This is a genomic window from Clostridioides sp. ZZV14-6150 (genome assembly GCF_020657875.1).
Lineage (GTDB): Bacteria > Bacillota > Clostridia > Peptostreptococcales > Peptostreptococcaceae > Clostridioides.
In genome coordinates this window covers 17,846-34,948 of sequence record NZ_JAGWDA010000007.1, presented here as the reverse complement: position 1 = coordinate 34,948, position 17,103 = coordinate 17,846, and the positions used below count along the sequence as shown (strand labels likewise).

Annotated in this window: 14 protein-coding genes; 2 read left to right on the top strand and 12 right to left on the bottom strand. The window is 27.8% G+C overall.

Annotated features, from left to right (window positions below; genetic code table 11):
- Positions 1-11 precede the first annotated feature (11 nt).
- The 6 genes from KGF41_RS09625 to KGF41_RS09600 all read right to left on the bottom strand — a co-directional run bounded on the left by KGF41_RS09625 (position 12) and on the right by KGF41_RS09600 (position 5,368).
- Positions 12-794 carry an electron transfer flavoprotein subunit beta/FixA family protein gene (locus tag KGF41_RS09625; protein ID WP_227827017.1) on the bottom strand — a complete coding sequence of 261 codons (783 nt, stop codon included), beginning with the start codon at positions 792-794 and terminating at the stop codon, positions 12-14.
- 56 nt (positions 795-850) lie between these two features.
- Positions 851-1,987: an acyl-CoA dehydrogenase gene (locus tag KGF41_RS09620; protein WP_227827016.1), complete on the bottom strand. Its 1,137-nt coding sequence runs from the start codon at positions 1,985-1,987 to the stop codon at positions 851-853.
- A 694-nt stretch (positions 1,988-2,681) separates the two neighbouring features.
- Complete coding sequence (locus KGF41_RS09615) at positions 2,682-3,149, bottom strand: YbaK/EbsC family protein (protein ID WP_227827015.1); 468 nt, start codon at positions 3,147-3,149, stop codon at positions 2,682-2,684.
- A gap of 85 nt (positions 3,150-3,234) precedes the next feature.
- Complete coding sequence (locus KGF41_RS09610; RefSeq protein ID WP_227827014.1) at positions 3,235-3,777, bottom strand: hypothetical protein; 543 nt, start codon at positions 3,775-3,777, stop codon at positions 3,235-3,237.
- 35 nt (positions 3,778-3,812) lie between these two features.
- Positions 3,813-4,508 (bottom strand): ABC-2 transporter permease, encoded by a 696-nt coding sequence (locus tag KGF41_RS09605; protein ID WP_227827013.1) that lies wholly within the window; start codon positions 4,506-4,508, stop codon positions 3,813-3,815.
- Positions 4,508-5,368, bottom strand: coding sequence for an ABC transporter ATP-binding protein (locus tag KGF41_RS09600; RefSeq protein ID WP_227827012.1), 861 nt, complete (start codon positions 5,366-5,368; stop codon positions 4,508-4,510). The genes KGF41_RS09605 and KGF41_RS09600 overlap by 1 nt, the downstream gene beginning before the upstream one ends.
- A gap of 137 nt (positions 5,369-5,505) precedes the next feature.
- Here KGF41_RS09600 and KGF41_RS09595 point away from each other — a divergent pair, with 137 nt between their 5' ends.
- Both KGF41_RS09595 and yfcE read left to right on the top strand, forming a co-directional pair.
- On the top strand, positions 5,506-6,306 hold the full coding sequence (locus KGF41_RS09595) for an NAD(+)/NADH kinase (protein WP_227434012.1): 801 nt from the start codon (positions 5,506-5,508) through the stop codon (positions 6,304-6,306).
- A 23-nt stretch (positions 6,307-6,329) separates the two neighbouring features.
- Positions 6,330-6,896 (top strand): phosphodiesterase, encoded by a 567-nt coding sequence (gene yfcE / locus KGF41_RS09590; protein ID WP_227827011.1) that lies wholly within the window; start codon positions 6,330-6,332, stop codon positions 6,894-6,896.
- A gap of 298 nt (positions 6,897-7,194) precedes the next feature.
- Here yfcE and KGF41_RS09585 read toward each other — a convergent pair whose 3' ends face one another.
- The 6 genes from KGF41_RS09585 to KGF41_RS09560 all read right to left on the bottom strand — a co-directional run bounded on the left by KGF41_RS09585 (position 7,195) and on the right by KGF41_RS09560 (position 17,087).
- Entirely contained in the window at positions 7,195-8,247 is a 1,053-nt protein-coding gene (locus KGF41_RS09585) for a cell wall-binding repeat-containing protein (RefSeq protein WP_227827010.1), read from the bottom strand.
- Between the two features lie 210 nt (positions 8,248-8,457).
- On the bottom strand, positions 8,458-9,684 hold the full coding sequence (gene pepT / locus KGF41_RS09580) for a peptidase T (RefSeq protein WP_227827009.1): 1,227 nt from the start codon (positions 9,682-9,684) through the stop codon (positions 8,458-8,460).
- Between the two features lie 88 nt (positions 9,685-9,772).
- Positions 9,773-10,825 carry a sporulation integral membrane protein YtvI gene (gene ytvI, locus KGF41_RS09575; RefSeq protein WP_227856612.1) on the bottom strand — a complete coding sequence of 351 codons (1,053 nt, stop codon included), beginning with the start codon at positions 10,823-10,825 and terminating at the stop codon, positions 9,773-9,775.
- Between the two features lie 150 nt (positions 10,826-10,975).
- Positions 10,976-12,229 carry a hemolysin family protein gene (locus KGF41_RS09570; RefSeq protein WP_227856611.1) on the bottom strand — a complete coding sequence of 418 codons (1,254 nt, stop codon included), beginning with the start codon at positions 12,227-12,229 and terminating at the stop codon, positions 10,976-10,978.
- Between the two features lie 132 nt (positions 12,230-12,361).
- Positions 12,362-15,889 carry an AAA family ATPase gene (locus tag KGF41_RS09565; RefSeq protein WP_227827006.1) on the bottom strand — a complete coding sequence of 1,176 codons (3,528 nt, stop codon included), beginning with the start codon at positions 15,887-15,889 and terminating at the stop codon, positions 12,362-12,364.
- A complete protein-coding gene (locus tag KGF41_RS09560) occupies positions 15,876-17,087 on the bottom strand; it encodes an exonuclease SbcCD subunit D (RefSeq protein WP_227827005.1) in 1,212 nt (403 codons plus the stop codon). The genes KGF41_RS09565 and KGF41_RS09560 overlap by 14 nt, the downstream gene beginning before the upstream one ends.
- Positions 17,088-17,103 lie beyond the last annotated feature (16 nt).

The following is a 17,103-nucleotide window of genomic DNA, read 5'->3' as shown; positions in this document are numbered from 1 at the left end:
CCCCCCTTAAATTATATGATATACTTCTCTTTTAATTTATCTATTACAATTCCAGCTGATGTTTTTGCATCTTCATTGTATATTGTTCCAGCTGGTTTAACTGATTTTGTAAATGATTTAAATACACTAGTTGGAGAACCTTTAAGACCTAAGTTAGAAGGGTCAACTTCTATATCTTTTACAGTCCATGTTTCTACTACATCATTTTCGAAAGCATCATATATTCTTCCAACTTTCATGTATCTTGGTGTGTTCATATCTTTAAGAGTTGTTATAAGGCATGGCATTTTAACTTTTAAGTCATGACAACAATCTTCAAATTGTCTTTTTACTAACACATATTCGCCTTCAGTTTTTATTTCTTCAGCATATGTTATTGATGGAAGCTTTAAATGTTCAGCTATTTGAGGTCCAACTTGTGCAGTATCACCATCTATAGCCTGTCTTCCAGCTATTATAATATCAAAATCTATATTTTTTAATGCTCCTGCTAATGCTGATGAAGTTGCCCAAGTATCAGCACCTGCAAAAGCTCTGTCTGTTAATAATATTCCTCTATCTGCACCCATTGCTAAAGCTTCTTTTAAAGCCATATCTGCTTGAGGAGGTCCCATTGTTATTACAGTTACATGAGCTCCCATTTCTTCTTTTAATCTTATAGCTTCTTCTAAACCTGCTTTATCATCAGGGTTTATTATACTTGGTACTCCATCTCTAATTAAAGTACCTGTATTAGGATCTAGTTTAACTTCTGTTGTATCTGGAACTTGTTTTATACAAACGACTATCTTCATAAATCCTTCCTCCATATCTATTTTAATATCGACCTATTGTGTATATTTTAATATCTCTATTTTAATAATTTTCCTGAAATAACCATTCTTTGAACTTCACTAGTTCCTTCATATATTTCAGTTATCTTAGCATCTCTCATCATTCTTTCTACTGGATAATCACGAGTGTATCCATATCCACCATGAAGTTGTACAGCTTTTGTAGTAACTTCCATAGCTGTTTCTGCTGCAAATAATTTTGCCATTGCTGCTTCTACTCCATAAGGTTTTCCTAAGTCTTTATTTATAGCTGCTTGATATACAAGATGTCTAGCCGCTTGTATTCTAACTTCCATATCAGCTAATTGGAATTGTGTATTTTGGAATTTTGATAATGGTCTACCAAATTGTACTCTTTCTTTTACATATTTAACTGTTTCATCAAGAGCACCTTGTGCTAAACCTAAAGCTTGTGCTGCGATACCAATTCTACCACCATCAAGAGTAGACATTGCTATCTTAAATCCTTGGCCTTCTTTTCCAAGTAAATTTTCTTTAGGTATTCTACAATCTTCAAATATTAATTCACTAGTAGCTGAACCTCTTATACCCATTTTCTTTTCTTTAACACCAAAGCTAAATCCAGGAGTTCCTTTTTCAACTATAAATGCTGAAATTCCTCTATTACCTTTAGCTTTATCAGTCATTGCCATTACTACGTATATATCTCCAGCGATTGCATTTGTTATAAATATTTTTGAGCCATTAAGTATGTATTCATCTCCATCTAAAACAGCAGTAGTTTGTTGTCCAGACGCATCTGTACCAGCATTAGGTTCAGTAAGACCAAATGCTCCTAATTTTTCTCCACTTGCTAATGGTCTTAAGAATTTTTGTTTTTGTTCTTCATTACCATATTGATATATAGGCCATGAACCAAGAGATGTATGAGCTGATAATATAACTCCTGTAGTACCACAAACTCTAGACAATTCTTCAACTGCCATTATATAACCTACAGTGTCTCCACCTTCTCCACCATATTCTTTTGGATATGGTATACCCATCATTCCTGCTTTTGCCATTTTTTCCACTGTTTCATAAGGAAATCTTTCTTCTTCATCAAGTTCTGTTGCTAAAGGTTTAACTTCATTTTCAGCGAAGCTTACATATAACTCTTTAAGCATCTGATATTTTTTAGAATTTAAATCCATAATAGCCTCCTCAGTATTTTATAAATATTTTATTTTCATTTATTAATTAAAATCTCGGCAACATCTATAATAAAGTATTTGAGTATACGTCGAGAAATTTATAACCTTAATTAAAGTCCGCCCTATATTTATATGCAATTATATTAACCGATTATGACATTAATTTAATTATAAATTGTTAATTTAAAGTCAACTTCACTTAAAAAAAATCTCGCTTTTTGGAATTTTGTGAAATTTCAAGCTATAATAAAACTTCTCTCACAATGGTTATAGATAAAATAATTTGTTTATGATATTAATTCTAGGGTATATCAATAGTAAATGTTCTATATATTAGTATTTCAACCCATATATAAATTTTTTCTATCATATCAAAATTATTTTAATAGAGCTAAATAATCATATTTTTTGTGATTATTTTTGTTTTTTAAATATCTTACATCTATAATAGTATCACTCAAAGGATAATTTTTCAATAATTTCTAATTATTTTTTTAACAATATTTACTACATTTTTTCCATATTTTTGTCATTTTTTTATTATTTCGAAGAAAAATCAGAATTTTTTAACTTTATTTTGGATTATTAGTTTAAATTAGATTTTCCTCTTAGATTTATAAATATTTTCCACATAAAAATATCCCCAAACAGATTGTATACAGGGATATTTTTTTACTAATTTTCACTATATTTTTTACCAATTTTTACAAACATCTACCCATTTCTCACACTTAGAAAACTTCTCCATTTCATCACATGTAAGTTCTATTGCTGAATTACTGCTCCCACATGCAGGAAATACTGTATCAAATCTCTTCATTGAATCATCTAAATATACTTTTAAAGGCTTTTTTAAACCAAATGGACAAACACCACCAATAGCATGTCCAGTAAAGTCTAGGACTTCTTCTGGTGCTAACATTTTAGCTTTACAACTAAACTCATCCTTGTATTTTTTATTATCAATCTTAGCATCTCCAGCTGTAACAATTAAAATTGCATCCTCTCCTATTTTAAATGAAAGAGTCTTAGCGATTCTAGCTGGAATAACTCCCGCCGCTTCTGCCGCAAGTTCTACAGTAGCACTGGATTGTTCAAACTCTAGTATGCTATCTTCCCTTCCAAATTCTTTAAAGTACTCTCTTACATTGCTTATTGACATTGAACACCCTCCCAATCTGAATATTTATAAATTTCATACTATTTTAATTATATATGTAATAACTTTATTTTTCAATTTTTTCAAATTACTCCATAACATTAGAATTCCATACATCATTATTTTTTCCAACTACTAGATATAAACCTTTTGCAATAGGTATTTCCACAGTAAATTCGCCCTTATATTCTACACTCATACCAGAGTCGTTAAAATACCTATAATCAAAGTTTAACCCCTTTGGAATCACAAAATCGACATAACCTTGATTATTCGACTTTATCCCATAGTTTAAGGTTTTTTCAGTTATAGAATTTTTTTCATTAAACAAATCTATATTTACATAATAAGAGCATTTATTCTCTCCTTTTTTACTCTCTATACAATTCTCAAATCTCATTTTTGCACTGTTTAACCTATAACTGTATTTACTGTTATTACTTATTTTGAATCTTATAACAGTACCAATTTCTTCACTTCTTCTGCTATCAAAATCAAAAACAATTTCCTCTAAATGATTTATTTCATAATCTTTGACACTTACCATATCTCTATATGCTAATTTATTTATAGCTATGAATAGTGTAAAAACTCCCAAAATAAAAATTGAAACTTTTATGAACTTATTCATTTCTAATCTCCTTATATTTTACGCTATAATATTAATTAAAAACTTTTATAATTAAACTTATTTTTTTTTGAAATCTTAATAGAGAAATACATAGATATTATAAAAATTATTATAGTCAAAAACGTCACACTGTATAGATTTATATATCTAGTATTAGTCATATCAGTAATATAATTTGAAAGGTATACGCCTCCTACATTACTATAATTAACATGCTTTACTTGATATACTATCATACTAACCATTCTTAAAAGACTCCCATATACAAAATAAATTAAAATACTTATTATTAATCCACAAATTTTCATTTTTCCATATCCAAATTTAAAAAATAAAGGAAGCACTATTGATAAAATTGCTAAAAATATATTTATAGAAAAGAATACATCATTTAAAACCATGCTTCTAAAAAACACTAATGATGTCAATTTACTTATTAAAGATACAATTGTTGTTATAAAAATTATTAATCCCACACCTAATAAGTACTTCGAATACACTATATCTTCGATACTAACTGGCATACTTCTTATAAATATTCTTGAATCACTTTCATAATCACATTCAAATGTATTTACAAAAATTAAATAACCTATGACAACACTTACTGTATAATACGAAATTGAGTTAAGGAAAAAATAAAAAACAAAAAACAGCAATATGTACTTTAAATTACGAACACCATCTGAACTAATTCCTATTATTAAATCTTTTTTTATCAAATTGAACATCATTTCACCTCATTTATATAATAATACATTAGTTCTTCTATAGTAGGATTTTTAACTTTATGCTTATCAATTTCTATCAATAAGCTTTTTACTTTTAAGTTATCTCCAACTTTCAGTAGTGCTTCACTATAATATTTATACTCTTTTACACCAACTATATTTTCTTTAATTTCTTCTAATTCTGCTTTATTTGCCCTAATTATTTTATACTCCTGCTCTAACATATCTTTCTTTATTGTAAAAATCTGATTTCCTTTATTTATAAAAATAAGATAATCCGCAATCCTAATTAAATTATCAGTATTGTGAGTTGAAATTATTACACTACTATTTCCATTTTTCACAAAATCTTTTAGATACTGCATTATTTCTTTTCTTACAATTGGGTCTATTCCAGCAGTTGGTTCATCCAGAATAAGTAGTTTTGCATTATGGCTAAGTGCATTTGCTAGCATAAGCTTCTCAGATTGTCCTTTGGATAAATTCTTAATATGTATATTTTCTTCTATCTCAAATTTTTCAAGATATTCATCAAATCTTTCTCTATCAAAATTACTATAAAATAAGGATACTATTCTTCTAAACTCTTTCACCTTTAAATGCGGATAAAATTGTAAAGAATCATATACAAAACCAATATTGTTTTTAAAACTTACTGGAGAATTGTCAATTGTTTCATTACAAAGTTCAATTTCACCCTCATCAGCATCAATAATGCCCATTATAATTTTTATTAAAGTTGTCTTTCCAGAACCATTTGGTCCTATAACTCCAATAATATCTCCTTCTTTTAATTCCAAGTTTATATTATTTAATTTAAATTTACCTAATTTTTTTGTGATATTCTTTACCTTAAACACGTCTTCACCTCTTATGTAATTTTTTATACCCCCCTATACATATTTTAACACATTCACAACAAGCTAGGTCATTTATAAATTTATAAATTAAGAATTATAAAACTATGTTATAATACAAAGTATGAAGAGGTGAATATATGAAAAGAATTATAACTATAAATGCAAACCAATTAAATAAGTCCCTTGAGACTAAAGAACTCTTAACTAGAAAACTTGTCAACGCTGGCTTTGAGGTGTATTCAGATATTTATCCAGATACAGAACTTATTATATCAATTGGCGGTGATGGCTCTTTTTTAAGAACAGTTAGAGATTTCGATTTTCCTGAAATTCCCATAATGGGTATAAATACAGGACATCTGGGATTTTTTCCTGATATTTTACCAGATAAGATTGATAGCTTTATTGAAGCTTATATAAAAAAGGATTATATTATTCAAGAAATGTCACTTCTTAATGCTGAAGTATATACAACTACTAGCGGTTCTAACATGCTTGCTGTAAATGAAGTTGTTATAAGAGGAGACAAGTCTAGAACTATACATCTTAATCTAAGCCTTGATGATAAACATATACAAAATTTTAGTGGAGATGGTATGATTATTTCTACTTCCACAGGTTCAACCGCCTACAACTATTCTGCTGGCGGTAGTATTGTTGATATAAAACTTGAACTTATGCAGATTACACCGTTACATCCAATAAACACTAATGCATATAGATGTTTTACATCAAGCATAATATGTTCAAATGAATCTGTTATAAAGATTGCACCAGAATACAGATTTGAAGATTCATTATTGATTGTTGTTGATGGTGTTGAGCACAGATTTAGACAAATCGAAAATATAAAAGTTAGCATGTCTGATGCAAAAATAAAATTACTTAGGATGTCAAATTACGAGTTTTGGCATAGAGTATCTGAAAAATTTTTATAGACTGCACTTAGGAGGATTTTAATATGAAAATAGGAATAATGAGTGATACTCATGGTAGTTTACTTTACTTTGAAAAAGCATTAAATGTATTATCTGACTGTGATATTCTCTTACATGGAGGAGATGTCTTATATCATGGTCCTAGAAATGATATTCCAGAAGGATATAATCCTAAAAAATTTATAGAAGTGTTAAACAAATTAGAAAATATTATAATTGTTAAAGGTAACTGTGATGCAGATGTCGACCAGATGGTAATAGAACATCCTATTCAAAGTCCTTATGTCATGAGCCAATTTGGAGAAATTAGGATTATATTAAATCATGGTTATACAGAAACAGAAGAAGAAATTATTGATAAATCAAAGAAAATGGGTGCTGACATATTAGTTTTAGGACATACTCATGTAAAGAAACTATATATGGATGATAATTTAATAGTTATAAATCCAGGAAGTACTTCTATCCCCAAAGATGGAAGCCATTCTGTAGCAATTATAGATATTATAAAAACTGATGATGAAGATGAGCTTGAACTTGATATCAATTTAATCGATATTAATACTGGAAATGTAATCAATATTAACTAAATGTAGTATTCCATAAGAATGTATGAAAAACATTAAAGGTTAATACTTAAAACATATATAGTAAATTTAATTGAAAAAGAAAAATATATTATAGATAGACACTTCACATTGAGGTGTCTTTTCTATATCATTAGAAAACTGTATAACCTACTGTATTGTAAAGTATCTATTAGCACAAAAATAAGTAAACTAAGCTATTTGCAACTTAATTAGAATTTCATATACATCAATTCAAACTTCTAATTAAACATAACTTAGTTTACTTGTCTTTATTATATAATATTACTAATTGATAAAACTACTGTAATCCTAATGCTTCTGTATAAGGATTACTATTTTTTCCTCCACCAACTTGTATAAATTTATCTGCTTTTACTTTCTTTATAAAACTTTGTTGTCCATTACTTAGACTTCCACTTGCAAGAATGACAGGTGACTTTGTTTTTGCCGCCAATACTCCAGCAGCAAGCCCATCAACTAAATCAGCTTCTCTACCACTTCCATCCTTTGCAAAATACATATTACTAACCTTACTTAATTTTCCATAAAATTTTTCTAAAACTTTAGCATTTGTATCTTTTCTATCTGTTCCAGCTAATCTTTCTGAATTTACTAGTTGTCCCTCAAGTTTTTTGCTTATATTATATTCTCCACCTATTATGTATGTCTCATTTGAATTTTGTGTTATAAAACTTTTAGCCTCACTTCTTATACTATCTTTACTTGCATATATTATAGCCATATTATCACTTGCAGCTGGACTTGATATAGAAGTTGCATCTGCTAGGCCATTATACCCATTAACTACTGCTATTTTTGAAACGCCTAAATCTCCTGTATCATCCAATTGTTTAGTAAGAAGCAAAGAAGTTTCTTCTCTGTCTGCTCCTCCAATTCTACTTACTAAAACACCTGTATCTTCAAGATATTTTTTTACACTTGATGAAATTGCTCCTTCACTTCCAATTAAAATAATTTCTTCAGGATTAAGTCTTGTTATCTCATCTGCTACATTTTCTGGTACATTATTTTTATTAGTAAGTAGTATTGGAGCATCCAATTTACTTGCTAAAGGAGTTGAAGCTAGTGCATCTGGTAATGAATTTGAATTTACTAGAAAAATCCTTTCTGAACCATTATTCCATCCACTTTGAGATATTTTTATAGCTGTATCAAATCTATCTTCCCCAATTAACTTTTCTCCCTTTGGAGATTTTCTATTTTGAATATAGCTATTCATATTTTCCTGCGAATTTTGATTCTTGCTAGTTGTATCTGCATATACACAGCTAGGCATTACAAGCCCTAATACAAGTGCAAATACCATTATTTTTTTAGATTTAATTTTCAATATAATTCCCCCTTATTTAAAATATTAATACTTATTGTTACTCTGCAATACTTATTTATACTCCAAAGTGAATATAATTACCTTTTATCAAAATAATTATAAAAATAGCTACATCATCTTAAATACAAAACAAACTTACAATCAGTTTGTTTTATAAAGAATGATATAGCTATTATAACTTTAAACTCTTAATTTTTGAATACTTTTTAACTAAACTCTTTCAGCATATTTTTCAGCTATTCTTATAACTAATTTAGTAGCTTTCTCCATAGAACTAACTGGAATACATTCATTTTTACCATGGAAGTTTAATCCTCCAGTAAATATATTTGGACAAGGTAATCCTTCAAATGATAGTCTTGCACCATCAGTACCACCTCTTACAGGAACTAAACGTGGCTTTATACCTACTTCTTCCATTGCCTCTTTGGCTATATCAACGATGAACATAACTGGCTCAATCTTTTCTTTCATATTATAATAAGAATCTTTTAAGTCTAATTCCACTCTATTATCATATTTCTTATTTATTTTTTCTATATTTTCTATCATTATAGATTTTCTTTGTTCAAATTTTTCTCTACAATGGTCTCTAATAATATAAGCCATGCTTACAGTTTCAACATTTCCATTTATAGTATTTAGATGCCAAAAGCCTTCATAACCTTCTGTTGTTTCTGGTCTTTCATCTGCTGGGAACATTTCTGAGATTTCAGATGCTATATGTATAGCATTGACCATTTTATTCTTAGCTGAACCTGGATGAACGTTTCTACCATGTATAGTAATAGTTGCATTTGCTGCATTAAAGTTTTCACATTCAAGTTCTCCAACTACTCCTCCATCTAAAGTATATGCATATTTTGCTCCAAATTTTTCAACATCAAATAGATTTGCACCTCTTCCAATTTCCTCATCAGGTGTAAATCCTATTTTTATATCTCCATGTTTAATTTCGGGGTGATTGATTAAATATTCTATTGCAGTTACTATCTCAGCTATTCCAGCTTTATCATCAGAACCAAGTAAAGTTGTTCCATCAGTAACTATTAAATCATCTCCTTTAAATTCTACTAATTCTGGAGAATCTTTTACACATGTAACAACATTTAATTCTTCATTTAAAACTATATCTTTTCCATCATAATTTTTTATTATTCTTGGTTTAATATCTTTTCCACTTATATCTTCAATTGTATCCAAGTGTGATATGAATCCTATAGTATCTACACCTTCAACATTTCCTTTTAAAGTAGCCATTACGTAACTGTTTTCATCTAAACTTACTTCATCAATACCAATTGATTTTAACTCTTCAACTATATACTCAGCTAAAACTCTTTGACCTTCTGAAGATGGACAATTTTCACATTGAGAATTCGATGTTGTATCAAATGATACATATTTTAAAAATCTTTCTACTACTTTTTGTTTCATGCATATACCTTCTTTCTTACAATATTAATGGAATTTTTATTTATTAGTGAATAAAATTTTACTACAAAAATATCTTCATTATTTATAGCTAAAAGATATCCACCTTCTTAAGTATATCATGCATACATACCAAACCCAAACAAAAAATTACTCCTATTATTCCCTTTACCTGAATTCCAATAAAAATTGCAGCCAGTGTTGCTAATGGATTTAACCCAACATTTACTGATACTAATTTGGGTTCAAGTATTTCTCTTATTAGAGATAAAACAAAAAATATTATAGTCATGCTTACAGCTATAAAATAATTTTTTATAAGAAAATAGTACACGATTACTGGAAGATATATTGTTATTATTCCTAAAAATGGAATTAAGTCCATTAAAGCTCCTACAAAAGCTATTATCAGACCATATTTTAATCCAAATATAGCGAAACTTCCCCATATCGCAAAAAAAGTTATAGCCATAAGTATTGTATAAGCTCTTATATATCCTACAAGAGAAAGACCTGCTTCCTTCTTTACATTCTTTACCTTTTTTCTGACATCAACAGTAAACATATTATAGAAATTATTTTCAATTTTATCTAAATCTTTTGCTATAAAATATGTAGCAATAAACAAAGTAATTATAAATATTATAATATATGGAATAGAAGTAGCCAGTCCAAGTATACTTGTAAGGAGATTTTTTGTAATATGCATTACTTCATTACTAAACTTACTTACTAATTGTTCTATATCAAAATTAGCTATTTCTTGAAATGATTTCATATATGTATTTACTTTATTTAAAAAATACATAATTGTATTGCTTATATCTTCAGGGTTGGTAGATATATTATTTAGAAATCCCATTAATTCTTTCACTGAATTTATTACGATTATTGTAGTAACTGTACTTACTACTGCTACTGCAAGAAAACTCAAAACTAATGTGGACACACCCTTATTGATGTTAAACTTATTTTCTAATTTTTGTGATATAGGATTAATCATAAGAGCTATTATTCCACCTAAAAAAAATGGAGCTATGTATGGAAATGCTTTATAAATAAAAATAAACAACAATGTGTATATACAAAAAAAGATAGTGTTATTTTTTAATTTGTATAAAAAATCATTTTCTAATATGTTCATCTTAAAAATCTCCTTCCTTCTAATTTATATTTCTATTTTGTCCATTTCATACTAGTTTTATTTGAATATAAAATAAAAATAAGTGCATTAAATATAGAATTTAAATTCTACATTCAATGCACTTATAATAAATTTAAGAACATTATTACATTATGTATATATTCTTATTTTTTTGATTCTATTTTTTTCTATACTTTCTATACAAAATCTTATATTATCAACTTCAATTACTTCATTTTCTTCTGGCAATCTGCTTAAATGTCCAATTATAAACCCACCTATAGAATCAAATTCTTCAGATTCTAAGTTTACACCTATAAGTTCATTAACATCACCAATTTTAGTACTTCCATCTACAATATACTCATCTTCTTTTATAACTTGTATTTCATCTTCTTCTTCATCATATTCATCTTCTATATCACCAACAATTACTTCTACTAAATCTTCTATAGTCAAAAGCCCAGATGTCCCACCATACTCATCTACAACTATAGCCATTTGACTTTTTTCAAGTTTCATCTCTTCAAGAAGCTGTGTTATCTTTTTAAACTCATATGTGAAAAATGGATCTCTCATATAATTTTTAATATCAAATGACTCTATTTCCTCATCTGATAAAAATATAATATCTTTTATATTAAGTATTCCTACAATATCATCTATAGTTTCTTCATATACAGGCATTCTACTTAGTTTTTCTTCTTTAAATACTTGTATGATTTCATCGTAACTATCTTCCATATCTATAGCTACCATATCTATTCTCTGTATCATTGCGTTTTTGGCTTGCATATCTCCAAATTCAAATACATTATTTATGATTTCTCTTTCTTCCATTTCAAGGACGCCTTCTTCATGGCTTACATTTACCATAGTTTTTAATTCTTCTTCAGTTATAAATGACTTGGCTCCTTTATGTGTTATACCAAACAATTTAAATATAACGTTCGTAATTATATTAAATACCCATACTACTGGTCTTAATACAAATATAATTACTCTTATAGGCTTAGATACCAAAAGAGAAACCTTTTCTGAGTTACTTGCTGCTATTGTCTTTGGAGTAATTTCACCAAATATTAACACTAGTACTGTCATAACAGCTGTAGCAAGTGCTACTCCTTTTTCTCCCATCAACCCTATAAACAGTGACGTTGATATGGATGTTGCTGCTATATTTACAACGTTATTTCCAACTAATATAGAACTTAAAAGTTTATTTGGGCTTTCTATTAATGAACTTACTAACTTAGCTCCTTTGACTCCTTCATCTTGCATATATCTAATTCTGATTTTACTTAAAGACATTAAAGCTGTCTCTGATGCTGAGAAAAATGCAGACCCCATAAGTAATACTACTAAAATTATAATCTGGACCAAACTATTGGGCGATTCCAACACTTACCACACTCCTACTTACTTGTTTTTTTATATTGATATTAATTATAAATAAATTTAATATTAGTTTTAATTATATCACAATTATATATTTTTTGGAAATGTTAGATAATATATTCAATTAACATATTGTTTCTAACTGTATTCAATTTTTACTTTTGAACCTACTCCAGCTTCACTCGATGAAACCAATAGCTTAACAGGAACTCTATTTTTAAGCTCTTCGACATGACTTATTATACCCACACTTAGATTATTACTATGCAATCTTTCCAATGATTCTATAACAATCTCCAAAAGCTCACTATCCAATGAACCAAATCCTTCATCTAAGAAGAAGAATTCAAGTGGTGCACTCCCTTTTAATTGTATTTGAGATGAAAGAGCAAGTGCTAATGATAGTGAAGTTAAAAATGTCTCTCCTCCAGATAGAGTATCAATACTTCTTCTTTCTCCTCCATTAAAATTATCTCTCATTACAAAATTGAGTGTTGAGTCAATTTCAAGTGCATATCTTCCTTTAGTTATTCCTTCTAATCTTTTTGATGCTTCTAAAGCTATATATTTTAGTTGATTTGTAGAGACGTATTCTACAAATTTATTTCCTTGTATACATTTATCTAATTCTTCTAACAAATCTACTTTATGTTCAACCAATCTAAGTTCCTTATTAAAATCATTTATCTTATCTAAAGAATCTTTTAATGTTATCAACTTATTTTGATTAGCTCCAATGTCTTTGGATATATTTCCTATTTCTACTTTCATATTATAAATATTATCTTTTAATTGTTCAAAGTATTCTTTTTTAATAATTCTTCCATTTAATTTTTCTTTTGATGATTTTATTTTAAACGATAATAACTTTTGTTCTTCTTCATATTCTAATATTTCTTCAATCAGTTTTTTTACTTCTTCACCTTCTAATAAAGCTCTTTTTACCGCATATATACTTTCAAATTTATTTTCTGCTAGCAGTTTATTTAATATTATTTTTTGTTCTTTATATTGTTCTTTAGCAGTTTTAAGTCTTCCATCTATATTGTGCTTCTCAGCAAGATTTTTTTCATATTCTAACCTCTGTTCTTCTAGCTTTACTTTACTAGACTCTTCTTGTTCTAGTATCTTGCATATACGTTCTTCAACATTATGTAAAAGATTTTTAGCTAAATCACCTTTTGTTATGTTAATTACTTCTTTATATTTACTTTCTCTATGCACTTTTTTTTCTACATATAACTCTCTAGCCTTTATTAACTCTAACTCTATTTCATGTAATTTACTTTCTTGTTCTCTTATTTTAATATCTAATAAATCTCTGTTTTTTAATAAGTTTGAATATCCAGTATTTAATAATTCTAATTTTTTTTCATTTTCTCTTAATTCTTCTACTTTTGACGATAGATTTGAAACTTTAGTAATTGTTTTTAATCCTAAATACTCTTGTTTTAATTTCTTACATTTATGTTCCAGACTTTCAATTTCGATATTTAAATCTTTTATTAATTTCTTATAGTTATTCAAACTTTCGTTTATCTTTAATTCTTCTTTTTCAATTCTATTTTTTTCTTCTTTTGCCAATGTTATTTTATTTTCGGTACTCTCTTTCTCTTTTTCCCACTCTTGAATATTAGATTTAAGTACAGCTAATTTTCTTTGTTCATCATCAAGTCTTTTAAATAATTGACTGGATGGAATTTCCCCAAGTTTTCCTTTTACATCTTCCAATTCTTTAGTTTTCATTTTTTCTACAGACACATAACCACTTACTTTAGCATTTAATTCTTCAATATTATGTCTTATGCTTACTTTTTCTTTTTCCAATTTATCTAATTTATCTTTAACAAAAACTATATTTTCATCATAATTAGTTATATTATGATTTTCATGGTGCTTTGAACCACAAACTGGACATGGCACATTTTCTTTTAATTCACGTCTAAGCTCAGAAGCCAAATTCAAGTATTTTAGTTCTTCTAACTCTTTTTCAAGGTCTTCTCTATTTTTTCTATTGTTCTCAAGCTTTTCATTTACTAGATTTAGCTCTCTCTCAATATTAAATTTATTTTCTAAAACTACTTTTAATTCATCTTGTATATTATTTTTCTTAATTTCATTTTCTTTGGTATTATTTGCCTTATTCCTTAATTCAGTTACATATTCAGATTTTAAAAGCAAATCTTCACTTTTGCCAGGACATTTTTTAAGAAGAACATCTAAATGAAGAGACAAACTTTCTAGGTTACGGTTGATGTCATTTTTGTCTCTATCAATATATCTGACTTTTAAATTTATATCTTCTGTATCCTTAGATATTTCTTCTAGTTTATTTATTTTTTGAGTTTTCTCTTCTAATACTTTATTATAATCTTTCTCATATTCATATGCTAAAAATATTTTTTGTTTTAATTCTGCACTTATATTTACTTTATCTATTTTCCCTTCAATTTCTTTTACAGACTTAATAACTGCTTCTTTTCTAGATTCAGAATCTTTTTTTAGTTTTTCTAACTCCATTTTGTTCTTACTTAAATCAAGACCATTTTCTTTTAATTCTTTTAATTCCTTATCTAGTAAAACTAATTCTTCTTCTAATTTTATTGCTTGTTGTAACTTTATTTTTTCCTCACTTAACTTAGGAACTTCTTCATTTTTAATTTTACTTATTCTTTCATATCTATGTTTTGTAATTTCAAGTTCTTGATTTAAAATTACTAATTTTTTATCTAATCTATCTACTGTAAAACTATCTTCTTCTATTCTTTTTTCTAAATTTTGAACTGTTCCTATGTATGGGTCCACTTTTCTTGCATTATTATCATTTTCTACAAGATTAGTCTTTTCCTTTATCTCATTGCTTTTTAGGTTGAGTTCATTTTTTCTAAGCTCATTTTTCTCTAGTTTCAATTGTTCCTCATATATTACCTTACTCTCTTCATAAGATTTTTGAACTAAATCCAAAGTTTTATTTTTCTCTTTTTCTAGTTTTTTTAACTCCATTAGTTCTTGATTGATATCATTATACACTTCTTCTGTAATTCCATCGTATTGACTTAATTTTGATTTCAAGTCTTTTAACTTTTGCGAATGTAAATTTTTTCTCTTTTTTACTTTATCTCCAAGACTTCTTCCATACTTTTCAAGATTGAAAATTCTCTCTAACATATCTCTTCTATCTGCACGTGATAATCTCAAAAACTCATTAAATTTATCTTGTGGTAAAACTACTGACCTCGTAAAATCGTTTGATGTTAGTCCTACAACTTGAGCCACCTTTTCATTTACTTCAACAACTTTATCAGCCAAAACATTTTTTGTATTATCATTTAACACCTCTACTAATCTAGCACCAGAAGTCTTTGTTCCTGTTTTACTTCTTACAATAGTTCTATCTACAATGTATCTTCTTCTTGTATTTTTGCTTCCTATCTCAAATTCATACGATATAATTGCTTTATCACATACACTGTTTATATATTCTTTTGTATTTCTAGATATATTTCCATACATAGCAATAGTTATAGCATCTAAAATTGTAGATTTCCCACTTCCAGTAGTCCCAAATATTCCAAACAAACCTCTTTCAATTAGTTTTTCAAAGTCTATAACTTGTTTATCAATATAACTATTAAGTCCAGTCAGTTCTAATCTAATTGGTCTCATCTGTTGATTCACCTTCTTCACTTATTATATCTAGAAATAAATCCATAAGTTCTCCTTTTGGTTCTACACCTCTACTAAAGGAATAAAATTCTTTGAATAATTCTGCCATAGACTTTTCTTTTATATCTACACTTTCTTGTTCATAACAAGATGTTATTATTGGTTTTATCTCTATTATGTCTTTTAATAATTCTTTCATTTTTTTAATTTCACCCTGAGATATTATCTCATCAGTATCTATTTCAAAGTATGACCAGATATCTCTATCTTGATTTTGCTCACATATATCTAAAGCTTCATCTATACCATTACATTTAAATACTTCTATTGGTTTGTAATTGTTAAAATAAATTTCCTCAATATTTGGTTTTTCTCCTGCTTTTATATCCACTATATACGCACCTTTAGTATATGCTCTTTCGTCTTTGCTATATTGAAGTGGAGAACCAGAATAATATGCATTTAATCGTTCAGAAGCTTTTTGTTGTTTGTGCAAATGTCCTAGTGCAGTATATTGAGCTTTTTCTGGTAAGTCTTTTTTTTCAACCAAAAAGCTTCCTCCTAGTTGTATAGGTCTTTCTGATTCAGTACTCTCTCCACCTATTACAAATATATGTGATACTGCTATATTTATAGTATCACTTCTAAAATTTTCTCCTAAACTTCTAAATATGTCGCCTACTTTTTCAGAGTAAGTCTTTTGCTTTTCCAAATCATCTTCACTTGAAAAAACCTCATTTAATCTTTTTTCACTTGGATAAGGCAATGTAGCAATTACAACACTTTCTCCATTTATATTTAATGTTGTACATCCTTGTATAGTCTCTGTTATCTCAAATTTTTCATACTTAGCTTTTTCTGTAGAACTTGATGGATAACCAAATATAAGTATACCCTGTTCATGTGCTAAAGGTGTTATTGCAGAAAGTCTCTCTGGATTGTCATGATTCCCAGAAATTATTATTACACATCTTTGTCCATTATTAGCAAGTCTTGAAACTGTTTTATAAAACAGTTTTTCAGCTTGTGCTGGTGGATTAGAATTATCATATATATCCCCAGCAATTATTACCATATCAACTTCACTTGATTCTACTATTTTTATGAAGTCCTCACAAAATTTTGCCTGCTCTTCAATTCTAGAATGACCTTCTAGGGATTTCCCTAGATGCCAATCTGATGTATGAATGAATCTCATTTTTCCCCTCCCCTTT